The organism is Vibrio sp. A8-1, from assembly GCF_013048685.1.
GTDB lineage: Bacteria > Pseudomonadota > Gammaproteobacteria > Enterobacterales > Vibrionaceae > Vibrio > Vibrio metschnikovii.
In genome coordinates, this window is the sequence record NZ_VHTC01000027.1 from 1 (window position 1) to 26,309 (window position 26,309).

Sequence of the window (26,309 nt, forward strand, 5' to 3'; positions counted from 1 at the left end):
TGTCAGTTCTGAGTGAAATCATCACGTCAGTCGTTGAGAAGAAACCGTACCCGAACGTTTTTGATCTATAAACTGCACATGCTTCTTCAGGCATGGTAAGTCAAGATACCTCGGTGAACGCTTACGTTTTTTCTACCATCCTCGCCGCTTTGTTGCTTTCCCCTCTCGTTATCCAGTACACTTTCAAGGTCTTTTTTCCTCCATCATTAGAGTGACTATGTTACAGAATCCTTTGCAGCTTCGTCTTGAGAAGTTTGAACCTTGGCAACAGATTACCTTTATGGCTTGCCTTTGTGAGCGCATGTATCCTAATTACGCTCTATTTTGTCAGCAAACAGAATTTGCTGATGCACGTCGTTATCGTGATATTTTGGATAGCGTTTGGGAATTAATGACCGTTAAAAATGCCAAGATTGACTTTGATCGTCAGCTAGAGAAGCTCGAAGAATTGATCCCAACGACGGAAGCGTTTGAGCTGTATTTAGTCTATCCAGCGATTGACGCTTGTGAAGCGCTGGCGACGTTATTGCATGGTTTGCTTGACCGAGATGACCTCTATGAATCGATGCAAAAAGTCAGTCAAATTTCGGTGCGTACGGTGGCTCAGTTAGAAGAGGCGCAAACCGGTGAAGTGATCACCAATGACAACCAAAAGAGCAATGAAGCGGTGTGCGCTGAATGGGATGTGCAATGGGCGATTTTTAGACCCTTGCGTGAAGTTACCGAGCGAGATATTGAGTTGATTAAAGACCTGCGCCATGAACTACGTGATGACTGTATGAGCAATATTGGCTTAACGTTAGGCTAGTTACCCCCGATACTCTGTTTATTTACGGCGCTACGTCGTTTGAGTATTGCGAGCGATATTCATCATCCAACTTCAATTTTAAGGAGTGCCCCATGCTGGAATCAATGGCTCAATGGCTGAGTCAGTATGATATTGAACTATCAAGAATTATCCCTATTGCTGAGGCTTTGGGATTGATTGTACTGATTGCTGTTGCGATTCATGTTTTCCTTCATCGGGGGGTGGTGAGATGGTTAAAACAACATGCCGATGACTCTCAAGCCTCTTGGCGACATGTGCTGTTTGCTGGCAATTTATTCAGTCGCATTGCTTTATTGATCCAAGGCGCGGTCATCGGTGTGCAAACCCAACTGTGGTTATCACAAGACAGTGCTTTACGTGAGGTGATACTGACCTTGGTGGCGTTATGGGTGGTGGTATATGGGCTGTTAGCCTTTTACTCGTTGCTTAATGTGTTGGAAATCTTGCTATCGAGAACCGCCGTTGGCCGCACGATGCCATTACGAGGGTTAAACCAAAGCCTCAAAATCATTTTATTTATTATTGCCACGTTATTAGTGACGTCGATATTAATCGGTAAGTCGCCGGTACTGCTTCTCAGTGGTGTCGGTGCGATGACGGCGGTGATCATGTTGGTGTTTAAAGACCCAATTTTGGGCTTAGTCGCAGGGGTGCAGTTATCGGCCAATAAAATGCTCAGTGTCGGTGATTGGTTAGAGATGCCCAAATATGGCGCAGATGGCGATGTGATTGACATCAGCTTAACCACGGTCAAAGTGCAAAACTGGGATCGTACCATCACCACGATTCCAACTTATGCCCTGATCTCCGACTCTTTTAAGAACTGGAAGGGGATGCGTGAGGCTGGTGGTCGACGCATTAAGCGCAGTGTTTTAGTGGATGCGACGAGTGTTCAGTTTTTAACGGAACAGGCTATTGAGCGCTTAACTCATGCACAGTTATTAGAACCGTATATTAAGCAAAAAGTACAAGAAATCACCGTTTATAATCGTGAGCATCACGTTGATGAAAGTAGCCCTATTAATGGCCGAAGATTAACGAACTTAGGCAGTTTTCGCGCTTACTTAGAGCGTTACCTGCGGGCTCATCCAGAGATTCATCAGCATATGACCTTGATGGTCCGTCAGCTTGCACCAACCCATGAAGGCATCGCCTTAGAGCTGTACTGTTTCACTGCCACGACCGTTTGGGTTGAGTATGAGCGCATTCAGTCGGATATTTTTGATCACCTTTATGCGGTCTTACCCGAATTTGGTCTGCGCGTATCCCAAGCTCCGACGGGCAACGATTTCCGCCAATGGCAAAAAGCACCCTAAGGCCAAGATCACATCATCGAGCTTAGCCGTCAGAGGATGAGATATTATCGACGATCTGACTCATCCTCGTCTCGGCTTTCAATAACGCCATGTGCCTCTTTCCATTGTTCCCAGCGTTCAGTGGCTAATTGTTGCATGTCGGTGACTTTGTCTGCTTCGTCAAGGATCTCTTCACCGACAAGGTGTTCAAACACATCTTCTAGGGTTAGCAAGCCTTGCACGCTGCCATATTCATCGACGACTAACGCGAGCTGCTGACGTTTTTTCATCATCTGATCAAACGCTTTCGGTAAGGTTTGTGTGTTAAGCACAACATGCAACGGGCGCATCACATTACCGAGTTTCTGAGCGCCTTGATGGTTTTGTTGCCATTTGAATAGCTCTAGTCTGTGCACAAAACCAATCACATTATCTGTCTCTCCGCTATAAATCAGTGGTCGTGAAAATGGTGTGTCACTATGTTCATGCAAAAACTCATCAATGCTCATATCGGCACTGACTCTGAAAAGTACCGTCCGCGGTGTCATGACTTGAGTGACGGGAACATCGCTAATGGAGAGCAGATTGTTGAGTATTTTCGACTCTCCTTCGGCTAACTCGCCACTTTCATTAGCCATTAATGCCATCGCGGAGAGTTCATCACGCAATTTTATCGATGGTTGCTGAGGGGCTAAACGTTTCGTGATCTGTTGTGAAAACCAAATGAAGGGGCTTAAAGCCCAAATCATCCAATGCAATACATTGGCAGAGATAGGTGCTAATTGACGCCAATAGGTGGCACCCAAGGTTTTGGGGATAATCTCAGATAAGACTAAGATAGCTAAGGTTAGCAATGCCGAAAATAATCCCAGCCACTGGTTACCAAAAACAAGGCTTGCCTGAGCACCAGCACTTGCTGCACCGACGGTGTGGGCGATGGTATTTAAAGTGAGGATTGAAGCTAACGGGCGATCAATATCTGCTTTTATCAGCGAGAGTTTTTCAGCACTTGGGTGATCTTGCTGTCGTAATTGAGCTAGGTAGCTTGGAGTGATACTGAGCAGTACAGCCTCTAATACGGAGCAAATAAAAGAAACGCCAATCGCGATAGTCACGTATAAGCTTAATAGCAGCATAACAGCCTTAATAATAGGTTCATTTTCCGGATTATTGACACAGTATAGCTACTCTATATCGCTATACTTGTTCACTTCAAGGTCAAGATTCTCGTTCATTGCTACTGGCTGACTATTCCAAGTTATGGGTATCCAATCAGTAGAGAGTTTGATCGTCTTTGTCTATAAATAAAGGCGCTGGTGGGTTAAAACAAGGTCAGGCGAGGCTTGAAAATACAGTAAATTGTGAGTGAATACTCATATTATGGTTAAAAGTACGTCAGAGAAGCACAACGGATACGACAAACCTTTGCCAGATAGGGCATTTATGTTTTAGAGTGGGTTCGATTTGATAACCTATAAGAAGGGAAACCTAATGAACAAGACCCAATTAATCGACTTTATTGCAGAGAAAGCAGATCTTTCTAAAGTACAGGCTAAAGCTGCTCTTGAAGCGACTCTTGGTGCGGTTGAAGGTGCACTTAAAGAGGGCGACCAAGTTCAACTAATTGGTTTTGGTACATTTAAAGTTAATCACCGTGCGGCGCGTACTGGCCGTAATCCAAAAACCGGTGAAGAGATCCAAATTTCAGCCGCTAATGTTCCAGCATTTGTTGCCGGGAAAGCACTGAAAGATTCATTGAAGTAATTTATACTACGCCGAGATATTCTATCTCGGCGTCTCTATCATGAAAAAATTCCTCTCACTTCTTCTTACCCTGCTTCTTATCGGCTGTGCTTCTTCGGTTCCTCATGCCAATCTTGATCAACGTAATGACTATGTCGGTGGTCAAACGATGGGCGATGCGACGCATTTCTATTGGTATACCGAATATCAAAATCGTCCGGCTCATGGTGCTGATCAGGTACTAATGGGCGACTATGGCTGGTATCAAACCAATTATCGCTGGGAGTCTGGTTCTGTGCGTGAAGTGGTGCGTGAAGGCATGCAGCTAAGAGGCGCGCAATTGGTCCCTTACCGCGTGCATGTGCGCTTTAACCAACAAGGGGAAGCGGTTTATCAGCAATTTCGTGTTGATGGTAAAGTGTTGCCATTAAACTTAGAGCAGCGTAGTGAGTATTTGCAGCAAGCGCAGCAACTGGTAGCAATGAGCAAGCAGCAAGCTCGTCAAGGTTGGTCTTTATATCAAGGTGTGTGGGACGGACAAAGCTTAACCAGCTGTACCGGACGTCGTTTTTCGCAAGTGATCTGGCCGTTGACTACGCCAGAGCATGTCATGGAACGTTTGAAAACTCCTCATTATGTTGCCTTGTTGGGTAGAGTGAGCAGTGCTCAGTTGCAAGTCGACAGCGTGTTATCAGTGGCAGAACCTGACAGAACTTGCATGACTCAACCAGCATTGATTGATGCCGATTAAATACTTAGATAAAAAGACCATCGGTTAGAGATGCTTGATTGAGACAAGAATCAGAAAATCAAAAAGCCGGTGATCCGGCTTTTTGATTATGGCTTGGTCATCAGTAATGGTCGCAACGTCTATTTTGCTTGCTCACGAGCAATCGCTCGGTAGCCAATGTCATGGCGATAGAACATGCCTTGCCACTCTATTTGCTTAGCGAGCTGATAAGCGCGCTGCTGAGCTTGGAAGACGTTTTCTCCTAATGCCGTGGCGCATAATACTCGTCCCCCGTTGGTCACCACAGCGCCTGATTGATTACTGGTACCAGCGTGGAAGACTTTCTCTCCAGCGACTTCTTGCGTCGGCAAACCAGAAATTACGTCTCCTTTACGATAATCGGCTGGGTAACCACCGGCGGCAAGCACAATGCCAATCGATGCACGTGGATCCCATTTCGATTCTACTTGATCAAGTCTGCCATCCAGCGCCGCTAAGCACAGCTCAACCAAATCTGATTGCAGTCGCATCATAATCGGTTGGGTTTCAGGGTCACCAAAGCGGCAATTGTATTCAATCACTTTCGGTGTGCCTTGAGCATCAATCATCAATCCCGCGTAGAGAAAACCTGTGTAAGGGTTACCTTCCGCTGCCATGCCGCGCACAGTGGGGTAAATCACTTCACGCATCACACGATCGTGTACGTCTTGAGTGACGACCGGGGCAGGAGAGTAAGCGCCCATTCCGCCAGTATTTGGGCCAGTATCAGCATCACCAACGCGTTTATGATCTTGGCTGGTGGCCATCGGCAGTACATTTTTACCATCGACCATGACGATAAAACTGGCTTCTTCGCCATCGAGAAACTCTTCAATGACGACGCGGCTGCCCGCCTCGCCAAAGCTATTATCCGCCAACATATCTTGAATGGCGTCTTCGGCTTCTTGCAGCGTCATCGCAACAATGACCCCTTTACCCGCCGCCAGACCATCGGCTTTGACGACGATCGGTGCGCCTTGTTCACGTACATAAGCCAGCGCTGGCTCAATCTCGGTAAAGTTAGCGTAAGCGGCGGTCGGAATATTATGGCGAGCGAGAAAATCTTTGGTAAAGGCTTTTGAACCTTCTAATTGCGCCGCCGCTTGAGTGGGGCCGAAAATCGCTAGTCCCGCGTCACGGAATGCATCAACCACGCCAAGCACGAGAGGGATTTCAGGGCCAACAATGGTGAGGGCAATGTTTTTTTGCTGAGCAAAGGCGACTAAACCGGCAATATCTTCTACGGCAATATTGACGTTTTCTAGCTTAGGTTCAAGCGCGGTCCCCGCATTACCCGGAGCGACAAAGACGGTTTCAACTTGAGGATTCTGTGCGACTTTCCAACCCAGAGCGTGCTCACGGCCACCAGAACCAATAACGAGAACTTGCATAATGACTTCCTTAAATTTTAAAGGCTCTAGGACCTAGAGCCTAGAACCTAAATCAATGACGGAAATGACGCATTCCGGTAAAGATCATTGCCATTCCGTGTTCATTGGCGGCAGCAATCACTTCATCATCGCGCATGGAACCACCGGGTTGAATGACACACTTGATTCCCGCTTGGGCTGCTGCATCGATTCCGTCACGGAAAGGGAAGAAAGCATCAGAAGCCATTACGCAGCCTTCGACTTGCAAACCTTCGTCAGCAGCTTTAATACCGGCGATTTTAGCCGAATACACCCGGCTCATTTGTCCTGCGCCGACACCGATGGTCATATCTCCTTTGGCGTAAACAATCGCGTTCGATTTAACGTATTTCGCGACTTTCCAACAGAACAGTGCATCTTTAAGCTCTTCTTCCGTCGGTTGACGAGTGGTAACAACATTAAGATCATCAACAGTAACCATACCTTGGTCGCGATCTTGTACCAACAAGCCACCGTTAACTCGTTTGAGATCGAAACCAGTCGTTTTACTCGACCATTCACCGCACGCCAGTAAGCGAACATTCTTTTTCGCCGCGATAATCTCAGCCGCTTGCTCAGAAACGCTTGGAGCGATGATCACTTCGACAAATTGGCGTTCAATAATTGCCGTTGCTGTGTCCGCATCGAGCTCGCGGTTAAAAGCAATAATGCCACCAAAGGCTGAGGTTGGGTCGGTTTGGTAAGCGCGGTTGTAGGCTTGAAGAATATCGCTACCTAAGGCGACGCCGCATGGATTCGCGTGTTTGACAATCACACACGCGGGTTCAGCGAACTCTTTCACACATTCAAGCGCAGCGTCGGTATCGGCAATATTGTTGTACGACAATGCTTTGCCTTGAATTTGACGCGCGGTCGCGACTGAGGCTTCTTGTGGGTGAGCTTCTACATAAAACGCTGCCGCTTGATGGCTGTTTTCGCCGTAGCGCATGTCTTGTTTTTTGATGAACTGCGCATTAAAAGTTCTTGGGAACTTGGAGTCCTCATCCCCTTCTTGATTGTCGCCATAAGAGGGAATCCGCGTGCCGAAGTAGTTGGCTATCATGCCATCGTAAGCGGCGGTATGTTCAAAAGCAGCAATGGCGAGATCGAAACGGGTATCTAGAGTTAGAGCGTTGTCGTTAGCATCCATTTCTGCAATCACACGTGAGTAGTCGTGGGCATTGACCACGATCGTTACGTCTTGATGGTTTTTCGCCGCAGAACGCACCATGGTTGGCCCACCAATGTCGATGTTCTCAACCGCATCGGCTAATGTGCAACCGGCTTTCGCAACGGTATCAGCAAAGGGATACAGGTTTACCACCACCATATCGATTGGTTGAATGTCATGTTCTGCCATGATGGCGTCATCTTGACCACGACGGCCTAAGATTCCGCCATGCACTTTCGGGTGTAACGTTTTTACGCGTCCATCCATCATTTCTGGAAAGCCAGTATAATCAGACACTTCTGTCACAGTGAGGCCATGCTCGGCTAAAAGGCGAGCGGTGCCGCCCGTTGAGAGAAGTTCTACGTCACGTTCTGCAAGTGCTTGAGCGAATTCAAGAATACCCGTTTTATCAGAGACGCTGATCAGAGCGCGGCGAATAGGGCGAGCGTTGTTCATGCTTCCACTTTCCTTTCATTGATGGAGTGTATTTGCCCAAGCAATCACGGATGACTTGGGTATAATCAAAATGTTTTACCACAAAGCGCCTTCTCATCCCAAGCACGGTAATGTCATGCGCCGATGATGAGTGTTGTTCTTGTGTGAAGATGGCGCATATTCTAGCCAAATTCTGGTTAAAGGTCTTGCGCAATCGTTTGGCATGAGGAAAATAATCGTTAAAAGTCATTTTTTCAAGTAAAAAATCCATTGGCTTTACGGAGGAAAATCAATGTTTCAGATCGGCGAGTTAGCTAAGCGTTGTGGCGTATCGAGCGATACCCTACGTTTTTATGAGAAAAACGGTTTAATCAAACCTGCGGGGCGTAGCGAATCGGGTTATCGCTTATACAGTGAGGCTAATCAGCGCCAAGTGAGCTTTATTTTAAAAGCCAAAGCACTGGGCTTGAGTTTGGACGAAATTAAAGAATTACTGGAAATTAAGCTTGAAGCGACCGAACACAGTTGCGCTGAAGTGAAATCGATCACCAGCGCGAAACTGACGTTAATTGATGAGAAAATTGCTGAGTTAACGCGTATTCGCATCGCATTAAAAAAGATCAATGATGCCTGCTGTGGTGACACCGATGACGATGCCAGTCACTGTTCCATTTTAGCGGCGTTGGAATAACCAACCTTAGTTTGCATTTTTAGTTTGTCGGATAATTAGTCGGTTGATCTAAATCTTTATATAATCCCGCCCTTCTTGATTAAATGACATAAATGTCACTTAATCATTGCCTATCCCCCAATGACTGAATGTAGCAGGTCAGCGGCAAGTGAGTGAACGTAGCCAACGCCACAGCCACGGGGGATACTGATACTTCATGGTACACACATGGTTGGAATGCATTTTCAAATCAACGATTGGAGATTAAACGTTGATGAAAATAAATTGTATCGCCAAGATAGGGAAGTTTCGGTCGAGCCAAGATTAATTAACCTTCTGTATTTTCTTGCAAAAAATCCAGGGGAAGTCTTTTGTCGTGAGCAGTTAATAGAGCATGTCTGGGGCGGTGCGATTGTCACCGATCAGGTGGTCACGCAATCTATTTTTGAGTTAAGAAAGCTATTACGTGATGGTCGAGAAGAAAGTATTCACTATTTGATCACGGTTCCCAAACGTGGTTATAAACTGGTTGCCAGCGTCACTGAAATCGCCCCAGAGCCGAGCGTTGACGACAATCATACCCTTGTAGATGATGACTCAGAGCGTGATGTCGAACCGCATCAGCATCAAGAGTTGGATATTGGGTCTACGGATATGATCTTTCCAGCAGGGCCATTAACTCGAGCATTAAACAGCCGCAAGCCCGCCACTCGGCGAGATAAGATTGAGATTCGTCGCTGGAAATCAATAGCTTTTGATGTACTTTGGATCAGCGCCTTAATTATCGCTTTTGGGGTATTTACCTACTACCAATCCGAAACCAACATCACTCAAGCAATGGATACTCACTTAATTGAGTTTACTTTCCAAGAGACGTTGATTCAGGATCAAGACCATATCGAGTTATCGGATGGTTTAGTCCAAAAACTCGCGGCTGATATCGCCCAGGTGAGTCATTATCGAGTGCGACTGAGTAAGGCTCGTTTTGTGGCGGGCGTTTTACCGGGTAAGACCGTCACGGTGAAGATTCAGGATCAGGCGGGGCATACTTATCTGGATGTGGAGTATCGAAATAATGCTTCAGGGACTACGCTTTTTAGTCGTCAATATCCATTGGTCTTACCGCAAATCAAGCAGGTGATAGAGAAAGCCTCATCGGAATTAATGCAGGCTTTGGCCGTACCCGATGCAGAGAATAAAGCATCGTTATTGATGGCGGCGATGCCTGAGAACCAGCAAGCATTACTGAAGCTTGTTCGTGCACATCATTATTTGAACGTTTCTCAACCTTCGTCTTTTACAGAGGGGATCCGACTACTCGAAGAGGCGTTGCAAATGGAGCCAATCAATCACTATTTACAAGCGGAATTATTGGTTGCCTATTACGTACAAACGGCCCTCGACCCTAGACAATCACTGAGTGTTGACCGTGCTAATCAATTAACCCAACAGTTACTACTTGCTGTCGATCAGGGCCACCCTTTGTCGCAACCACGTATTTTTGAAGCTTTAGCATTGCATGAAATTATCCGCGACAATCCACTGCGGGCCGATGCGTATTTGCAACAAGCGCTCAGTGTTCGTGAATCGGTGTTTGGTAATGTGTTATTGGGTAAGCTTGCTGAATTACAAGGCGATACCGAGCGTGCCAGTGAAGCTTACAGTGAGGCGTTTTATATGGATATTTCGCTCGAAACGTACCTGTTATGTGAAAATTTAGCTTTTTATAGCAACCTTAAATCGATAGATTATGCGCTTTATCGTGCGGTGCATCCTTCGGTGACGACGGTGCTATAAATACAAGGCATAGATTTAAGTAACACAATGAATAATGACTTTATCGCCACTGTTGTCAGTACGTATATTGTGATGTTGATGTATTTATATTAGGAGCGATGTGCTCTTTTTGAGGCGATGATGCAAGGTATTCTTTCTATCCAATCTCATGTGGTCTATGGCTGCGCCGGTAACAGTTCGGCGGTGTTTCCTTTGCAACGCTTAGGGCATATCGTCTGGCCGATTCATACGGTTCAATTTTCCAACCACACCCAATACGCGCAGGGCTGGACAGGCCAGGTGATGCCATTGGGCTGCATCACGGAGCTGATTAATGGATTAATCAGTATTGATGTGACCCGCGACGTGAAAGCGATCATTTCTGGTTATATGGGAAGCGGCACGCAGGCTGATGAAATTTTAGAGACCGTTGAGCGCGTGAAGGCGGCGAATCCTCACGCTTTGTATATCTGCGATCCCGTCATGGGTGATCCGATGAAGGGCTGTGTGGTCAGTCCTGAGGTAACGGAAGCGCTCTGTGAGCGGATCATGAAACAAGCGGATATTATTGTACCTAACCAGTTTGAGTTAACCCATTTTACTGGGCTCGAAATTACCGATTTGTCGTCGGCGATCAAGGCGTGTCAACGCGCCTTGACCATGGGCCCGAAAATTGTCTTAGTCAAACATCTACATAGTGCGTCAGAAGATGAATTTACGATGTTAATGGGCTGTGCGGATGGATTGTTCATTGTTACTCGGCCGTTACTGGACTTTGCCCGTCAACCCGTTGGCGTGGGTGATTTAATCACCTCGCTGTTTACCGGCCATTATCTGAATAACCATGATCCTGTAAAATCATTTGAGCTGTGTAACCACGCGGTTTATCGCGTTTTAAAAGAAACCGCGCATCGTGAGGAGTGGGAATTGCAAATTATTCCAGCCCAAGAGGCATTTGCCGATCTTTCGGCGGTTGATTTTACGGCGAGGCCATTATTGGCGAACGCAGATAAACCGTCGATTTAATCGCGAAAGGTCAACAGACCCTAGGGATGGCGTCGGCTGTCCTTTCTCTACTTTGTTCTTATCTTTTATCGTTTATCTTTTATCTCTTAATCCCTCTTCGCTAAATCATGCTCATCAGAAAAACGCGGTTCGGTTTTGTTTTGGTGAACATGATTTTCCTTTTTGTCCTTTCAATCGCTTGATCACGTCAACTTATCTCAGTAGCGCAAGACCTTTATCCTGATCTTTATCTTTTTACCTTTTGTGAGGTTTGGTTGTTATTGTTATTATCTATATGAAAAATATAGAGGTTTATTTTTATTTTTCTTGTCTTTATCTAAAGATATACGGATTCAGTCATTATTTTATTGATAACGATATCCTTATTTTTTCTACGACTTTTCGGCGTAAGCTGCAGCCAAATTCAGTAAGACGTCGCAGTGGCCTATTCGCCAACCACGCATCTTGCTCATTATGGTTTGAGCCTGTGGCTCGTAGAAAATATCGGGAGACGTTATGTCATCGAATACCAAAAAAATTGGCGTCATCGCCTGTACCGGGGTAGTGGCTGGGAACATGATGGGCAGTGGCATTGCCTTGTTACCCTCAAGCCTAGCAACGGTTGGTTCTATTTCTCTATTTAGTTGGATTATCTGTATTATCGGAGCGCTGAGTTTGGCTTTTGTATTTGCTCGCTTAGCGACCAAAAACCCACAACAAGGTGGCCCGATTGCGTATGCAGGTGAAGTCTCACCAGTGTTTGGTTTTCAAGCCGGGGTGCTTTATTACCGTGCAAACTGGATTGGTAACTTAGCGATTGCTATCACTGGGGTGTCTTACCTTTCTGTTTTCTTCCCAATTTTGAACAACCCTGTGCCAGCCGGACTGGCGACCATTGCTGCGGTATGGTTATTTACCTTAGTTAATTTATTAGGAGGTAGCTGGGTTAGTCGCTTATGTACTTTTGGCTTGGCATTAATTCTAGTGCCTGTATTAGGAACGGCGTTACTGGGCTGGACTCACTTTGATATGGCAACTTATCAACAGAACTGGAACGTCTCTGCTGGCAGTGATAACCATGCGATCATTAGCGCGGTGCTGATTTGTTTGTGGTCTTTTGTTGGTGTCGAATCGGCCGCGGTGTCATCGGGTATGGTCCATAATCCTAAACGCACCGTGCCATTAGCGACTATGCTGGGCACCGCGTTAGCTGGGGTTATTTATATCCTCTCTACCCAAATGATCAGTGGTATGTTCCCAGCGGCAGAAGTGGCTGCATCCGGTGCTCCCTTTGCGCTTGCCACCACAGCACTCTTTGGCAGTTGGTCTGCTCCGTTCGTTTCAGCATTCACGGCATTAGCTTGTTTTACGTCATTAGGTTCTTGGATGATGTTGGTTGGCGAAGCGGGAAAACGCGCCGCAAGTGATGGCAACTTCCCGAAAATTTACGGTGATACGGATAACAATGGTGTACCCAAGAAAGGCTTAATTCTCGCATCAATCAAAATGACAGCGTTGATGAGTATCTTGATGGTCTTTAGTTCTCAAACGGCCCACGCCGCCGATATCTTTAGTCAACTCACAACCGATGCGGTGTTGCTCACCATGCTGCCGTATTTCTATTCCAGTATTAACTTGATTCGTTTTGAAGGTATGACGACTCGCAATGGGTTTGTGATGTTGTTTTCCGGTGTGGCTAGCGCATTTTGTATGGTGGCGTTAGCGGGAGCGGAAGGAACAACGTTAACTGCCACCTTTATCATGTCATTAGTGATTTTGATGTTCTACAGCAAAAAAGCAGGGCTGGCTCAGTACATGGAATTACATAAAAACGATCAGCCCGTGTCAGCGGCTTAATTTCCCTCGCTAGGGCATGGTTAACATGCACCGCTAGCGTTCATTTACCCCTTGGTGCTTCTTCTCCTCACTATCGCAATGGATAGGGAGCGCCTTTCTTCGTCTTGGAGATGTCCAAATGAATATTTTTGCTATTTTGAACCACATGGGTGTGTTCTTTAAAGAAGAGCCAGTTCGTCAGCTGCATGCGGCTTTAGAAAAGGCTGGTTATGACGTGGTTTATCCGGTTGATGATAAAGATCTGATCAAATTGATTGAGATGAATCCTCGAATTTGTGGGGTGCTATTTGACTGGGATAAATACTCTCTAGAGCTTTGTGAGCGGATCAGCAACGTCAATGAAAAACTGCCTGTGCACGCTTTTGCTAACGAACAATCCACCTTGGATATTTCACTGACGGATTTGCGTTTGAATGTCAGTTTTTTTGAGTACGCACTAGGCATGGCTGATGATATTGCGATCAAAATTAATCAGGCGACGCAAGAATACAAAGACGCCATTATGCCTCCGTTCACCAAAGCGCTGTTTAAATACGTCGAAGAAGGGAAATATACCTTCTGTACTCCGGGACATATGGGCGGAACGGCATTTCAAAAAAGCCCTGCGGGGAGTATTTTCTACGATTTTTATGGCCCGAATACCTTTAAGGCGGATGTCTCTATTTCGATGCCTGAACTTGGCTCGCTATTGGATCACTCTGGGCCACATAAAGAAGCTGAAGAGTATATCGCTCGTACCTTTAATGCCGATAGCTCATACATAGTGACGAACGGAACGTCAACATCGAACAAAATCGTGGGTATGTATTCTGCACCAGCAGGAAGTACGGTGTTGGTGGATCGTAACTGTCATAAGTCTCTGACCCATTTGATGATGATGACCGATGTCACGCCGATTTATTTCCGTCCGACGCGTAATGCTTACGGTATTTTAGGTGGTATTCCACAACGCGAATTTAGCCGCGAAGTGATCGCAGAAAAAGTGGCGAAGACTCCGGGTGCAAGCGCGCCGAGCTACGCTGTTATTACCAACTCTACTTATGATGGCCTACTCTACAACACGCAATTCATCAAAGAGTCGTTAGAGTGCAAACACATCCACTTCGACAGTGCTTGGGTACCTTATACTAACTTTAACTCCATTTATGACGGCAAATGTGGCATGAGTGGGCAGGCGATGCCGGGTAAAGTGTTCTATGAAACGCAATCAACCCATAAGCTGCTGGCCGCGTTCTCACAAGCTTCGATGATTCATATCAAAGGTGAGTTTGATAAAGAGTCGTTTAATGAAGCCTTTATGATGCACACCTCGACTTCACCTCAATACGGGATTGTGGCGTCAACCGAAACTGCAGCGGCGATGATGCGTGGCAATACAGGCCGTAAGTTGATGCAAGATTCTATTGATCGAACAGTACGTTTTCGTAAAGAGATCAAACGGTTAAAAGGTGAAAGTGATAGCTGGTTCTTCGATGTATGGCAGCCAGAGAATATTGGTGAGCTTACGGCAGCATAGCTCAACTTAACTCGCCAGCTCTGGTTTACTAAGTGCTTATCCAATATAAGGAAGGCACCATGCAAAACCAGAAAAACCTGATTCAGGCCACTGCTGACTTTGAGCACTGGCGACAAACCCGCATTAATAAACATGCCAGTATCCCCGATGAACTACGCTGCTTAGCACTCAAGCTGCTTGAAGAATATCCGATCAGTCACGTGACCAAAGCACTACGGATCTGCACCACCCAGCTCAATGACTGGCGCAAGCAACTTCCCGTTAAGTCGTCCGCTCCTGATTTTGTTCCGTTACAGATAGAGCCTGATTTAACCGAGCGGAGCAAGCACTCAAGCTAGTTGCTCGCAACCGAAAAAATGCCCTGTTCCATAAAACACAGGCTGGTGCGAGCATTGCGGATGTGATCATGGCGATGATAGCGACATCAGCCGAAGCGGGTATAAATGTGCTGGATTACTTTAATACGATACAGCGAATGGAAAGTGAAGTTAAGGCTAATCCACAACAGTTCTTGCCCTGGAATTATCAGTCCAATATCTAATCAAAACAGGCTCTGGCTTTCGGCCAGAGCCGCTTCTTAATACCTATGTACACTATCTTCTCGTAAGCTCACACTTCATTGACGACTAGTGAGGGTGACTCGCTAACCATTAGCATCATGAGTTATCGACGTAGTGTAAGAGTAATGATCAACGGGTTAATAACAAGGATGTGAATAATAATTGTTATTATTCACATTTCAAGTGTTAATTTATCTTTGCGACTCAATTGATACGAGCGATGTATGAATGACAAGGAGGGAGTGATGATCAAGCGGCAATGATATCGACATCCGGTGGCATCTTGCGCCGATACCACCGAACGGTGTTATTCAGATAAACATTAGCGGTAGGTCATCAGATTCATATCTTCAAACCATTTAGTCAGCTCAGCTTTGGAAAGGTGTGCGGTTTGCTCGATCATTGTTCGAGTCAAATGAGGGGCGAATTTAGCAATAAAATCATACATGTATTGCTGTAAAAACAGGTTTTTGCTATAACACAACCAAGCATAGCAGTCTGGTACTAAGCCTTCGAGAGAGCGAACGACAATACTATCACTCATCGTGTGGGTGGCAACAGAGGCGATAAGCCCCACTCCCACGCCCAGTCTAACGTACTCTTTGATCACCTCAGCATCCATAGCGGTAACGATGTACGTCGGAGTCAGTCCGCGCTTGGCAAATGCGTCATCGATGGCCATACGACCGGTTGATTTTAATTCGTAGCTGATTAATTTTTCTTGAGCCAGTTGCTCAAGAGTAATGTTTTCGACGTTCGCCAAAGGGTGGTTGAGTGGCAAAATTAAGCTCAGTGACCATTTATAGGCGGGTAGCACGGTTAAATCGGCTTGTTCGTCAATTTCTTGGGCAACGACAGAGAAGTCATACGGGCCTGTTGGTAGGGTATTACCACGGCTATCAGGTTCGATGGTGCCCATGTGCAGCGAGACTTTAGGGTATTTATTCATAAAGTAGCGTACAGTTTCGGGCAGTAAAAATTTCGCGATAGCGTTGGTGGTATGAATGTTCATTCTTCCGCGGTCGGGCGCGGTAACGCTAGCAGAGATAGCTTTGATTTTCTCTTCAATTTCGAGCATTTTGCTCGCTTCTTGAATGATTTGTTGGCCAATTTCGGTTGCGCCTGATAGATGCTTACCTTGCCGCTCAAAAATTTGTACGCCGAGTTCTCCCTCTAGTAATGCCACCTGTTTACTGATCCCCGGCTGTGAGGTAAACAGTTTTTCTGAGGTTAACGAGATATTATAGCCATTGCGCTGTATCTCTCGGATGTAGCGCAGTTGCTGTAATTTCATGGGTGATCTCCTGAGGTTGACTCGGCTGTATCATCGGACATGCCAGCTAGTGGCATGCTTTTCAGTTATATCGATAAGGGATTGTTATAACAATATTTATCTTGTCAGAGCAAGTGAAGAATCAATAAAAAAGGCTTACCGTGGTAAGCCTTGATGAATTTTGTAGCCTGATGCTGAAATTAATTCATGCCGTATTTTTTCAGTTTCTTACGAAGAGTGCCGCGGTTGATACCCATCATGGTTGCTGCGCGAGTTTGGTTACCGCGAGTGTATTGCATGATGATGTCTAATAGTGGCTGTTCAACTTCGGCTAGAACTAATTCGTAGAGTTCAGTCACTTCCTGACCATTTAACTGGGCAAGGTAGTTTTTAAGAGACGCTTTAACGGAGTCGCGCAATGGTTTTTGCGTGATTTGATCTTGTGAAGTTACGGTAGTTACGGTTAAAGCTTCTGAAGTCAGATTTTGTTCGAACATATTCGGTCTAGCTCTTCTCTTAATTATGATGCAACGTTATCAAAATAACCTTCAAGTGCTTCTATCTGCAGCGGAGCTGCTTCAAGCGCATTGAAGATACGGCGAAACTCACTGGCTTGTTCATGTTCTTTTAGGTACCAGCCTACGTGCTTACGCACAATTCTAGGCCCTAAATACTCACCATAAAACTGATGGAGAGCGTGCACATGACCAAGCAAAATGTCTTTTACTTCCTGAGCCGGAAGTTCAGGCATGGTGGTACCGCTTTCCAAATAGTGTTGGATTTCCTGAAAAATCCATGGACGACCTTGGGCAGGCCGACCAATCATTAAAGCGTCAGCACCGGTATAATCCAACACCTGTTTCGCTTTTTGCGGAGAATCAATGTCTCCGTTCGCGATGACAGGAATGCTGATCGCCTGTTTAACGGCTTTAATGCTGTCGTATTCTGCCTCTCCTTTGTACATACAGGTACGAGTTCGCCCATGAAGCGCAAACGCCTGTATGCCGCAGTTTTCGGCTAATTGAGCGATATAAACACAGTTTTTATTGTCTGTGTCCCAGCCCGTTCGGGTTTTGAGGGTGACAGGAACCTTGACTGCATCGACGACCGCTTTAAGAATGTGTTCAATCACATCCGGATAACGGAGTAATGCAGAACCCGCGAGCTTTTTATTCACTTTTTTTGCCGGACAGCCCATATTGATATCGATGATTTGCGCACCGTTTTCAACACTGAACTGAGCGGCTTCTGCCATCTGCTGTGGATCGCTACCTGCAATTTGTACTGAGCGAATGCCCGATTCGCCTTGATGCACCATGCGGTTTTTCGATTTATCGGTTTTCCATAGTGCGGGATTGGAGGACATCATTTCACTGACGGCCATTCCTGCACCATAACGGAGACACAACTCACGAAACGGCCTATCGGTGACTCCAGCCATCGGAGCCACGATGAGGTTATTGTTAAGTTGATGATTTCCGATTTTCAAAACGTCTTCACAGCTTCATACCAGTAAGGGCGCGCATTTTACGCATTTTTTTACGGTGTGAAAAGACTAATATTTGAGCATTGGGCAATTGTTTTTGTAAATTGCCTATATTTCAATCAATTAACTGATAAACTCTTCATTAATCTTGCTTGCGGCCAGTGATCCGACACCACTCTTCTTGCTCAATAATTGGGTCTATGTCTAATTGATCACGATAATAGGTCGCCACGTCTTCGGCTTGCGTATTCAGCACGCCAGACATTGCCAACAGACCACCTGGTTTAATTAAGCTTTTAATTACCGCAGAAAGCTCACGTAATGGGCCCGCTAAAATATTGGCAACTAGGACATCAGCGACTAAATTCTCTGGTTGATTTTGCGGTAGGTAAACCTCAATTTTATCGGCGACGCCATTGCGCTCGGCGTTGTCTTTGGATGCTTGCAGTGCTTGCGGATCGATATCAATACCGATCACTTTCGCGGCACCGAGTTTAATCGCAGCAATCGCAAGAATGCCGGAGCCACAGCCAAAGTCGATCACGGTTTTGCCGCTCAGATCGAGTGAATCAAGCCATTGTAAACACAGTGCGGTTGTTGGGTGTGTGCCGGTACCAAACGCCAAGCCTGGGTCAAGTAGGACATTGACGGCGTTAGGATCGGGGATGTCGCGCCAGCTTGGGCAGATCCATAACCGTTCACCAAACTTCATCGGATGGAAGTTATCCATCCATTCCCGCTCCCAATCTTTGTCTTCTATTTGCTCGATTTTATACGAGAAGTCGTCGGCAAGGAGTTGGCTGTCACGGATTTGAGCAAGGATACTTGGGGTATCGACTTCGGCGTCATACAAGGCTAATAGGTCAGTATCGCCCCACAAACGAGTCTCACCCGGTAGCGGTTCAAAGACAGGGGTATCTTTTGCATCGAGTAAGGTCACCGATAAAGCACCGGTCTCTTCCATTAACATATCGCTGATCGCTTCAGCATTTTCATTAGTAGCATTCAGTTTGATTTGAATCCAAGGCATGGCATGGGCTCTCTTTTATTCGCGGTTATTGGCGCAGAGTTTAGCAGGTTTGTCGGCTCGCTTCCTACCTGAAGTTATCTCGACTGAAAGGACTGGATTGATGAGCATCCTACGAGGAGAGATAAGAGGGTAATAGCCGGCAAAAAAATACCCACCGAAGTGGGCATGATAGCAATTGAGGCGCGATGCTATTATTTCATACCGAGTTTCTTCTCAAGATAGTGGATGTTTGTGCCACCATTTTGGAAGTTTTCGTCATTCATAATGATTTCTTGCAAAGGAATATTGGTTTTAATCCCTTCAATAATCATTTCATCGAGCGCATTACGCATACGGGCTAGCGCGACATTACGGTTTTCACCATACGTGATCAGTTTGCCGACCATCGAATCGTAGTAAGGCGGTACGGTATAACCTGCGTAAATGTGCGATTCCCAACGAACGCCCATGCCACCTGGAGAATGGAAACGGGTGATCGTGCCCGGAGAAGGTAAGAATCGCTCCGGATCTTCAGCGTTAATACGACATTCGACGGCATGGCCGCGGATCTTAATATCGTCTTGCGTAAAGGAGAGTGGTTGGCCAGCGGCAATACGTAATTGCTCTTTGATCAAATCAACCCCAGTGATCATTTCTGTTACGGGATGTTCAACCTGAATTCGGGTGTTCATTTCAATGAAGTAGAACTCGCCGTTTTCATACAGAAACTCAAAAGTACCAGCGCCGCGATAGCCAATTTCAATACAAGCACGCGTACAGCGTTCACCAATGTATTTACGTACTTCTTCATTGATGCCCGGTGCTGGCGCTTCTTCGACCACTTTTTGGTGACGACGTTGCATTGAGCAATCGCGTTCACCAAGATGAATCGCATTACCTTGACCATCGGCCAGTACTTGAACCTCAATATGACGTGGGTTTTCGAGGAATTTCTCCATATAAACCATGTCATTATTAAAGGCACCTTTGGCTTCTGCACGAGTCATGTTGATCGCGGTGATCAACTCGGCTTCTGAGCGTACCACGCGCATGCCTCTACCGCCGCCGCCGCCAGAGGCTTTGATGATCACGGGATAGCCGATGCGTTTCGCGTGGGCTTTATTTTTTGCTTCGTCACCATCGAGAGGACCATCCGAGCCAGGTACGCAAGGTACGCCGGCTTTTTTCATGGCGTTAATGGCTGATACTTTATCACCCATTAAGCGGATGGTTTCTGCTCTTGGGCCGACAAAGATAAAGCCACTGCGCTCGACTTGCTCAGCAAAGTCGGCGTTTTCAGACAGAAATCCGTAACCGGGATGAATGGCAACCGCCCCCGTCACTTCTGCGGCAGAAATAATGCGTGGGATATTGAGGTAGCTATCGATGCCTTTTGCTGGGCCGATACAGACCGTTTCATCCGCGAGGAGAACGTGTTTTAGGTCACGGTCTGCGGTGGAGTGAACCGCGACCGTTTTAATCCCTAATTCTTTACAAGCGCGAAGAATACGAAGCGCAATTTCGCCTCGGTTCGCGATAACTAATTTATCTAGCATAACCATTGGCCTCGATTATTCGATGACGACAAGAGGCTGATCAAATTCAACGGGTTGACCATCTTCGACAAGAATTGCGGTAACGACGCCAGATTTATCTGCTTCGATTTGGTTCATCATTTTCATCGCTTCAACGATACACAAGGTATCACCCGCGGAAACACTTTGGCCGACTTCAATAAAGCTTTTTGACTCTGGGCTTGGTGAGCGGTAGAAGGTACCAACCATTGGTGACAATACTTGATGACCCGTTGGCACTTTGGCGACAGGAGCCGCTTCAGCCGTTGCAACGGGAGTCGCTACGGGTGCAGCGACAGGAGCAGCCGGTGCTGCAGCATAATGAACTTGAGTGGTTGGAGCTGGGCTATGACGGCTGATGCGTACCGACTCTTCGCCTTCAGAGATTTCTAACTCAGAAATGCCAGACTCTTCCACTAATTCAATCAATTTCTTTATTTTGCGAATATCCATTGGTTCTTTCTCTTTTATCTTGTGAGTAAGACAGCCCTATTAGGACTGTAGAATGTTGTGCGTTACTTTGTTTGCAGTGCGTGAATCGCTGCCAACAGAGCAAATTCATAGCCTTGTGCACCTAGACCACAGATCACGCCTTGTGCCTTATCAGACAAATAGGAATGATGACGAAACGGTTCGCGTGCATGCACGTTAGAGAGATGCACTTCGATAAATGGTATAGCGACACCCAGTAAAGCATCACGGAGTGCCACACTGGTATGGGTAAAAGCGGCTGGATTGATAATGATGAAATCCACCTTACTGTGCGCTTGGTGAATCGCTTCAATCAATTCATACTCACGGTTAGATTGCAGGTGATCTAACGCTACATCGGCCTGTGCCGCTTGTTGGCGCAACTTATCGATGATCTGGTTGAGTGTTTGTGCGCCGTAATGTTCCGGTTCACGTAAACCCAGCAGGTTTAAGTTTGGACCATTAAGGACAAGAATGCGTAATTTCGCGGTCATTATGTAGCTATCGTCCTCTATCGTGAGATGTAACCTGATAATTTCATATTATGGCACTTTCGACCTACTTTTTTTGTCAAAAGTTCGCTGTTTTTATGAAATTGACCACGATTATAGCTAATTCGTCGCAAATGGCAGCAATTTACTGGTCTAATGACTATGGTGGGTGTTTTTTTGAACGACTATTGCTAGTCAAGGCTGGCTTTAAGAGGGGGAAGCTTGAGGCCCTAGAATTAAGATTCTAGGTTCGAGGAAAGGTAGGTAATAGGAACATAAAACTAAGATCCTAGGGCTTAGCCCTAGAACCTCACGGATTGTTCTTTTACAACTGCGCTTGTTCAGCAATCAACTTATCGACCACGCTTGGATCGGCAAGCGTTGAGGTATCGCCTAAGTTGCTAGTATCTCCAGTGGCAATTTTACGTAAAATACGGCGCATGATTTTACCTGAGCGAGTTTTCGGCAGCGAGTCGGTCCAATGCAGTACATCTGGGGTGGCGATAGGGCCAATCTCTTTACGCACCCAATCTTTGACTTCTTTGTGTAGCTCAGCGCTAGGGTAGACGCCATGATTAAGGGTAATGTAAGCGTAGATCGCTTGCCCTTTAATATCGTGTGGGATGCCCACAATCGCCGCTTCGGCAATTTTATCAAACGCAACTAGGGCCGATTCGATCTCTGCGGTACCCATTCGGTGGCCAGATACGTTTAAGACATCATCGACTCGTCCGGTTATCCAGTAATAGCCATCTTCATCACGACGTGCGCCATCGCTAGTAAAGTACATACCTTGGAAAGTAGAGAAGTAGGTTTGTTCAAAGCGTTCATGATCGCCGTAGACGGTGCGCATTTGCCCTGGCCATGAATCGAGGATCACTAAGTTACCTTCACTTGCGCCCTCGATAAGGTTACCCATATTGTCGACTAATGCGGGTTGAACACCAAAGAAGGGACGTGTAGCTGAACCCGGTTTTAAAGCGGTCGCGCCAGGTAGAGGACTGATCAGAATGCCGCCTGTTTCCGTTTGCCACCAAGTATCGACAATCGGAGATTGCTCGTTACCAATCGTTTTGTAATACCACTGCCAAGCTTCGGGGTTAATCGGTTCACCCACCGAGCCCATGATGCGTAAGCTACTACGGTGCGTCCCTTTAATGGCCTCATCACCTTTTGCCATCAAAGCCCGAATCGCGGTTGGTGCAGTATAAAGGATATTGACTTGGTGTTTATCGACCACTTGGCTCATACGGTTAGTGTCGGGATAATTTGGCACACCCTCAAATAAAAGGGTTTTGGCACCATTGGCTAATGGACCATAGAGGAGATAAGTGTGTCCAGTTATCCAACCCACATCGGCGGTGCACCAGAAAGTTTCTTGGGGCTGATAATCAAAGATGTATTTAAAGGTCATCGCCGCATACACCAAATAGCCACCAGTGGTATGCAATACACCTTTTGGTTTTCCTGTCGAGCCTGACGTATAGAGAATAAATAGTGGATCTTCGGCTTTCATCTCTTCGGCTGGGCAGTGTTCAGAGACGCTAGCCATGGCTTCATGCCACCAGACATCTCGATGTTCGTGCCAGTCGACTTGACCGCCGGTGCGTTGGAAAACAATCACCTTATTAATGGTTTTAATCTCAGGATGAGTCAGCGCTTCATCGACGTTTTTCTTCAAGGGGACAGCGCGGCCAGCTCGCACGCCTTCGTCGGCGGTGATCACTAAGGTGGCATCGGAGTCGATGATCCGTCCAGAGAGGGCTTCCGGCGAAAATCCGCCAAAAACGACAGTATGTACGGCCCCAATTCGGGTACAGGCTAACATCGCCACAGCCGCTTCCGGTACCATGGGCATGTATAAACACACCACATCGCCTTTACGTACTCCTTGAGCTTTTAATACGTTAGCAAATCGGCAAACTTGTTGATGGAGCTGACGATAAGTCAGGGTGGTATCATTCGCGGGATCGTCGCCTTCCCAAATAATGGCAACCTGATCGCCACGCTCTGCTAAATGACGGTCAAGGCAGTTTGCCGAGACATTCAAGGTGCCATCTTCAAACCAACGAATGTCAACGTGTCCGGTATCAAACGAGGTGTTTTTCACTACGCTGAAGGGTTTTATCCAATCAACAATTTTGCCATGTTCACGCCAGAATCCTTCCGGATCGGTAACCGATTGTTGATACATAGCGAGATAAGTGTCGTTGTCGGCATGGGTACACGCTTTGACACTCTCTTTGACCGGATAAATATGGGCATCACTCATGACTAACTCTCCTTGTGTAAGCGGTAAATTCCCTTGTGCTCTGAGACCAACTTGAGGATCCGTGCTGTCGTTTGATCAAAGCGCTTTAACTGGCTGGTTGAACATCATTAATGGGAAGCTTTTTATGCCTTTAACTGTTAGTCACCAGCAAGATTTACACAATTAGACTTTAGGATGAGGCCTCGATTAGCTAAGAGCTGGGCTGTGCTGATAAGGGCTTTTTAGCTTCGGTAATCCGCCTTTACTGAGGCGCACAAAAACTAATGCAGCGGTAATCGCATCTTGCAAGGCATCGTGCTTGTCTTGCATTGGCAAGTCGAGATGATGGCAAATCGCCGCGAGGCTTAGATCAAAGTAGGCATTGGGTAACTGTTTTTCCAACTGTTGATGATAAAGCTGGCTGACTTCGATTAATGGATTAGGTAGTGGGAAGCCCAGTTGTTTACGACAGGCGATATCAAGAATCGTTTTATCATAACGAATGTGATAACCGACTAATGGACGATTACCGATAAACGCGAGCAACTGTTGTAAGGCTTGCTGCTCCGACAAACCATTAGCGAGATCTTGATGACGTAACTGATGAATGCGCACCGAACCCGAATCTAAGGACGTTGGAGCGGCGAGACGAATATGGAAAGCCTGGCTGGTAAGAATTCGATTGTCGATGATTTTTGTTGCGGCAATACTGACTAGCTCGGCACGTTGTGGATCAAGGCTGGTGGTTTCACAGTCTAAAGAGATCAGTTCGGTTTTGAGGGGCGCGGTAAACAGATCTTGATAAGGTGACCCCGCTAATTTGTGGTGCCAATAATATCTCGCCAGCCAGTTCATTAGCGTTACTCCCTAATTTGATAATGATAACTCAACCATTGCTTAAACTTTTTCACGACATGCAGGCTGTGACGCAGTAAGTCTCTTTCAGTGCGATCGAGCTGACCAAGCTGAATATGATTGGCGTGATGTTGGTTAGTGATTTGTTGCGCTAGGCGCAATTTTAAAAACAGCTTTAACGCTTCTCTTAGGTTATCAGCGGTCTGTTTTTCTAATGCCTGTTGTGCCTGTAGTGCTTCAATGCGTTGAAAGGTATTCGTGCTGCTGATTTGATATTCAAGACTTAGCGCCCGCACGCCATGAACAATAGGAAAAATCCCCCCTTTCTTAATGTCCAAGCCGGATTTACTCGATTTAAGGTGGCCAAATAAGGTCAGGGGTAGCGAAAAATTCAGTGCTGGACGAGTAAACTCAGCCAATACCGCATATTGCCTGTAGATGCGGGTCTGTAAATGGTGTTTTACTGGTGCGAGTAAGGCTTTATTTCCTGCTACTGGGTAGGCATCAGCAAAGATAGCGAGGTTGAGCATGTGCTCGGGTCGCCTTGTCTGAATCCAATGGCTGATGGTCGTTTGCCAATCGGTTTGTGATTGTACCCAGTGAGGATTATTGACCATGACTTTCCCTGGACACAGTGGGTAGCCAAGCTGGACTAAAGTGTGGGTGAGCGTTTCTAGCCATGGTGTAGAGTGAGACCATTGAGCTTCATCGGCGATGATTAATGCATTGTCTTGATCGGTTTTGAGGATCTGCTCACCGCGCCCTTCTGAGCCTAAGACGACAAAGCAGCACTGCTGTTGCGCTTCACTGGGTACGATCAGTTGGAAGGCTTTTTCGATGATCTGCTCATTAACTGCCGCGATCAGTTCCATGATAAAGCGCGTTCTTATTCCTCGGTTGAGTAGGCTTTCGACCAGTTGCTGCTGCTTGTTCGCCGCAAAAGCCAACTCATCAATGCTCGTGGCGCGAGCAATGGTTAGCGTTAAAACGTGGGAGTGGGTCGAAAAAGCACTTAAGATTTGGACCATCGATAAAATACCCACGGCTTTACGTCCTTCACAGACCACCAAGCGTTTGACCTTGTGCCTCGTCATGCTGATCATTGCGTTAAACAGGAAATCGCCTTGTTGGATATGCAGGATGGGAGAGGTGGCTATCTCGCCGACTTCAGTCTGTTGTGTATGACCTTCTAACATAATTGCATGTAAAAGATTACTGCGGGTAACGATGCCATAGGGGGGAGTATCTGAGGAGTCTACGCGTCGATCACCGATAGGCCATTCGACTAAGGCCGCATCCACGCGGCGACTTTTCATCTCTTGAGTGACTTCAGCTAAGGTCTGATCGGGTTTGACCAACGTTGGCGCAAGGTAGAGCTCAGGTTCTATTTTGGTCAGAATAAACTCAGCCAGATTTTTCTGCTGCTGGGCGACTTCAATCAGCTCTTGACGTTTGGCCAAGTTGGTTTCGAAATACGCCGAAAATTGGCGATTTTCACGGCACAGAGTCAGAAAAACTTTTTTGGGTAGCAAATAACTTAAGGTGTCTTCTAGTGCGACGTATTGATGCTTGGCGGAGGTTTCAAACAGAGCTCGCACGTCAAACATATCTTCATTAGTGTAGTGAGCATAGAGCGTTTTACCGTCCACCGAGCGCTCTTCTACCGTGCCTTTGATCAGAATCCACAGTTGATGACACGCTTGTCCCTGTTGGATCAACACGTCGTGCTCACGATAGTAAGCAATATCTAAAGCGGCGCGCAATCGCTGTTGTTGGGCCTCGGTTAAGCTGCTAAAGGGAGGCGAGAGCATGTTAAATTTGTCCGGCATAGTTAACTCACCTTGATAAGTGGGATGCTTGCTCT

22 protein-coding genes and 2 pseudogenes are annotated in these 26,309 nt (G+C 46.5%); 10 read left to right on the plus strand and 14 right to left on the minus strand.

Annotated features, from left to right (window positions below):
* Nucleotides 1-217 precede the first annotated feature (217 nt).
* Nucleotides 218-808: a DUF416 family protein gene (locus FKN93_RS13305; RefSeq protein WP_004397372.1), complete on the plus strand. Its 591-nt coding sequence runs from the start codon at nucleotides 218-220 to the stop codon at nucleotides 806-808.
* Nucleotides 809-900: 92 nt separating this feature from the next.
* Nucleotides 901-2,145 (plus strand): mechanosensitive ion channel family protein, encoded by a 1,245-nt coding sequence (locus tag FKN93_RS13310; RefSeq protein WP_004397371.1) that lies wholly within the window; start codon nucleotides 901-903, stop codon nucleotides 2,143-2,145.
* 44 nt (nucleotides 2,146-2,189) lie between these two features.
* Here FKN93_RS13310 and FKN93_RS13315 read toward each other — a convergent pair whose 3' ends face one another.
* Nucleotides 2,190-3,260: a hemolysin family protein gene (locus FKN93_RS13315; RefSeq protein WP_004397370.1), complete on the minus strand. Its 1,071-nt coding sequence runs from the start codon at nucleotides 3,258-3,260 to the stop codon at nucleotides 2,190-2,192.
* Between the two features lie 355 nt (nucleotides 3,261-3,615).
* On the opposite strand from FKN93_RS13315, the gene hupA reads away from it, so the two are divergent.
* Nucleotides 3,616-3,888, plus strand: coding sequence for a nucleoid-associated protein HU-alpha (gene hupA, locus FKN93_RS13320; RefSeq protein ID WP_004397369.1), 273 nt, complete (start codon nucleotides 3,616-3,618; stop codon nucleotides 3,886-3,888).
* 40 nt (nucleotides 3,889-3,928) lie between these two features.
* Nucleotides 3,929-4,618, plus strand: a complete 690-nt coding sequence (locus FKN93_RS13325) for a DUF1481 domain-containing protein (protein WP_170905277.1) — start codon at nucleotides 3,929-3,931, stop codon at nucleotides 4,616-4,618.
* 119 nt (nucleotides 4,619-4,737) lie between these two features.
* Here FKN93_RS13325 and purD read toward each other — a convergent pair whose 3' ends face one another.
* The 3 genes and pseudogenes from purD to FKN93_RS18120 form a co-directional block, all read right to left on the minus strand.
* Complete coding sequence (gene purD, locus FKN93_RS13330) at nucleotides 4,738-6,027, minus strand: phosphoribosylamine--glycine ligase (protein WP_170905278.1); 1,290 nt, start codon at nucleotides 6,025-6,027, stop codon at nucleotides 4,738-4,740.
* Nucleotides 6,028-6,079: 52 nt separating this feature from the next.
* Nucleotides 6,080-7,672: a bifunctional phosphoribosylaminoimidazolecarboxamide formyltransferase/IMP cyclohydrolase gene (purH, locus tag FKN93_RS13335; RefSeq protein ID WP_170905279.1), complete on the minus strand. Its 1,593-nt coding sequence runs from the start codon at nucleotides 7,670-7,672 to the stop codon at nucleotides 6,080-6,082.
* Nucleotides 7,673-7,820: 148 nt separating this feature from the next.
* A pseudogene (locus FKN93_RS18120) lies at nucleotides 7,821-7,922 on the minus strand (phosphoribosylamine--glycine ligase); the annotation flags it as partial.
* A 21-nt stretch (nucleotides 7,923-7,943) separates the two neighbouring features.
* Here FKN93_RS18120 and zntR point away from each other — a divergent pair.
* From zntR to FKN93_RS13370, 6 genes and pseudogenes are all read left to right on the plus strand, one after another.
* The gene (gene zntR / locus FKN93_RS13345; protein WP_004397353.1) at nucleotides 7,944-8,342 is read left to right on the plus strand and encodes a Zn(2+)-responsive transcriptional regulator; all 399 of its coding nucleotides are present in this window, start codon (nucleotides 7,944-7,946) and stop codon (nucleotides 8,340-8,342) included.
* A 207-nt stretch (nucleotides 8,343-8,549) separates the two neighbouring features.
* Nucleotides 8,550-10,118, plus strand: a complete 1,569-nt coding sequence (cadC, locus tag FKN93_RS13350; RefSeq protein WP_170905280.1) for a lysine decarboxylation/transport transcriptional activator CadC — start codon at nucleotides 8,550-8,552, stop codon at nucleotides 10,116-10,118.
* A gap of 120 nt (nucleotides 10,119-10,238) precedes the next feature.
* Nucleotides 10,239-11,123, plus strand: coding sequence for a pyridoxal kinase PdxY (pdxY, locus tag FKN93_RS13355; protein ID WP_170905291.1), 885 nt, complete (start codon nucleotides 10,239-10,241; stop codon nucleotides 11,121-11,123).
* Between the two features lie 495 nt (nucleotides 11,124-11,618).
* The gene (gene cadB / locus FKN93_RS13360) at nucleotides 11,619-12,959 is read left to right on the plus strand and encodes a cadaverine/lysine antiporter (RefSeq protein ID WP_170905281.1); all 1,341 of its coding nucleotides are present in this window, start codon (nucleotides 11,619-11,621) and stop codon (nucleotides 12,957-12,959) included.
* A 118-nt stretch (nucleotides 12,960-13,077) separates the two neighbouring features.
* Nucleotides 13,078-14,454: pseudogene (locus FKN93_RS13365) on the plus strand (Orn/Lys/Arg decarboxylase N-terminal domain-containing protein); the annotation flags it as partial.
* An 80-nt stretch (nucleotides 14,455-14,534) separates the two neighbouring features.
* Nucleotides 14,535-14,813: a hypothetical protein gene (locus tag FKN93_RS13370; protein ID WP_249374184.1), complete on the plus strand. Its 279-nt coding sequence runs from the start codon at nucleotides 14,535-14,537 to the stop codon at nucleotides 14,811-14,813.
* 544 nt (nucleotides 14,814-15,357) lie between these two features.
* Here FKN93_RS13370 and FKN93_RS13375 read toward each other — a convergent pair.
* The 10 genes from FKN93_RS13375 to FKN93_RS13420 all read right to left on the minus strand — a co-directional run bounded on the left by FKN93_RS13375 (nucleotide 15,358) and on the right by FKN93_RS13420 (nucleotide 26,274).
* Nucleotides 15,358-16,329 carry a LysR substrate-binding domain-containing protein gene (locus FKN93_RS13375; protein ID WP_004397333.1) on the minus strand — a complete coding sequence of 324 codons (972 nt, stop codon included), beginning with the start codon at nucleotides 16,327-16,329 and terminating at the stop codon, nucleotides 15,358-15,360.
* A 179-nt stretch (nucleotides 16,330-16,508) separates the two neighbouring features.
* Nucleotides 16,509-16,805: a DNA-binding transcriptional regulator Fis gene (gene fis, locus FKN93_RS13380; RefSeq protein WP_004397332.1), complete on the minus strand. Its 297-nt coding sequence runs from the start codon at nucleotides 16,803-16,805 to the stop codon at nucleotides 16,509-16,511.
* 23 nt (nucleotides 16,806-16,828) lie between these two features.
* Nucleotides 16,829-17,797 (minus strand): tRNA dihydrouridine synthase DusB, encoded by a 969-nt coding sequence (gene dusB, locus FKN93_RS13385; RefSeq protein ID WP_040905646.1) that lies wholly within the window; start codon nucleotides 17,795-17,797, stop codon nucleotides 16,829-16,831.
* 139 nt (nucleotides 17,798-17,936) lie between these two features.
* Nucleotides 17,937-18,824 (minus strand): 50S ribosomal protein L11 methyltransferase, encoded by an 888-nt coding sequence (prmA, locus tag FKN93_RS13390; protein WP_170905282.1) that lies wholly within the window; start codon nucleotides 18,822-18,824, stop codon nucleotides 17,937-17,939.
* Nucleotides 18,825-19,015: 191 nt separating this feature from the next.
* Nucleotides 19,016-20,359 carry an acetyl-CoA carboxylase biotin carboxylase subunit gene (gene accC / locus FKN93_RS13395; RefSeq protein ID WP_040905716.1) on the minus strand — a complete coding sequence of 448 codons (1,344 nt, stop codon included), beginning with the start codon at nucleotides 20,357-20,359 and terminating at the stop codon, nucleotides 19,016-19,018.
* 15 nt (nucleotides 20,360-20,374) lie between these two features.
* Entirely contained in the window at nucleotides 20,375-20,830 is a 456-nt protein-coding gene (accB, locus tag FKN93_RS13400) for an acetyl-CoA carboxylase biotin carboxyl carrier protein (RefSeq protein ID WP_170905283.1), read from the minus strand.
* A gap of 62 nt (nucleotides 20,831-20,892) precedes the next feature.
* Nucleotides 20,893-21,342 (minus strand): type II 3-dehydroquinate dehydratase, encoded by a 450-nt coding sequence (aroQ, locus tag FKN93_RS13405; protein WP_154169383.1) that lies wholly within the window; start codon nucleotides 21,340-21,342, stop codon nucleotides 20,893-20,895.
* Between the two features lie 322 nt (nucleotides 21,343-21,664).
* Nucleotides 21,665-23,611 carry an acetate--CoA ligase gene (acs, locus tag FKN93_RS13410; protein WP_154169381.1) on the minus strand — a complete coding sequence of 649 codons (1,947 nt, stop codon included), beginning with the start codon at nucleotides 23,609-23,611 and terminating at the stop codon, nucleotides 21,665-21,667.
* A 186-nt stretch (nucleotides 23,612-23,797) separates the two neighbouring features.
* Nucleotides 23,798-24,445: a 3'-5' exonuclease gene (locus tag FKN93_RS13415; RefSeq protein ID WP_158137710.1), complete on the minus strand. Its 648-nt coding sequence runs from the start codon at nucleotides 24,443-24,445 to the stop codon at nucleotides 23,798-23,800.
* Nucleotides 24,446-24,450: 5 nt separating this feature from the next.
* A complete protein-coding gene (locus FKN93_RS13420) occupies nucleotides 24,451-26,274 on the minus strand; it encodes a DUF294 nucleotidyltransferase-like domain-containing protein (RefSeq protein ID WP_170905284.1) in 1,824 nt (607 codons plus the stop codon).
* Nucleotides 26,275-26,309: the final 35 nt, after the last annotated feature.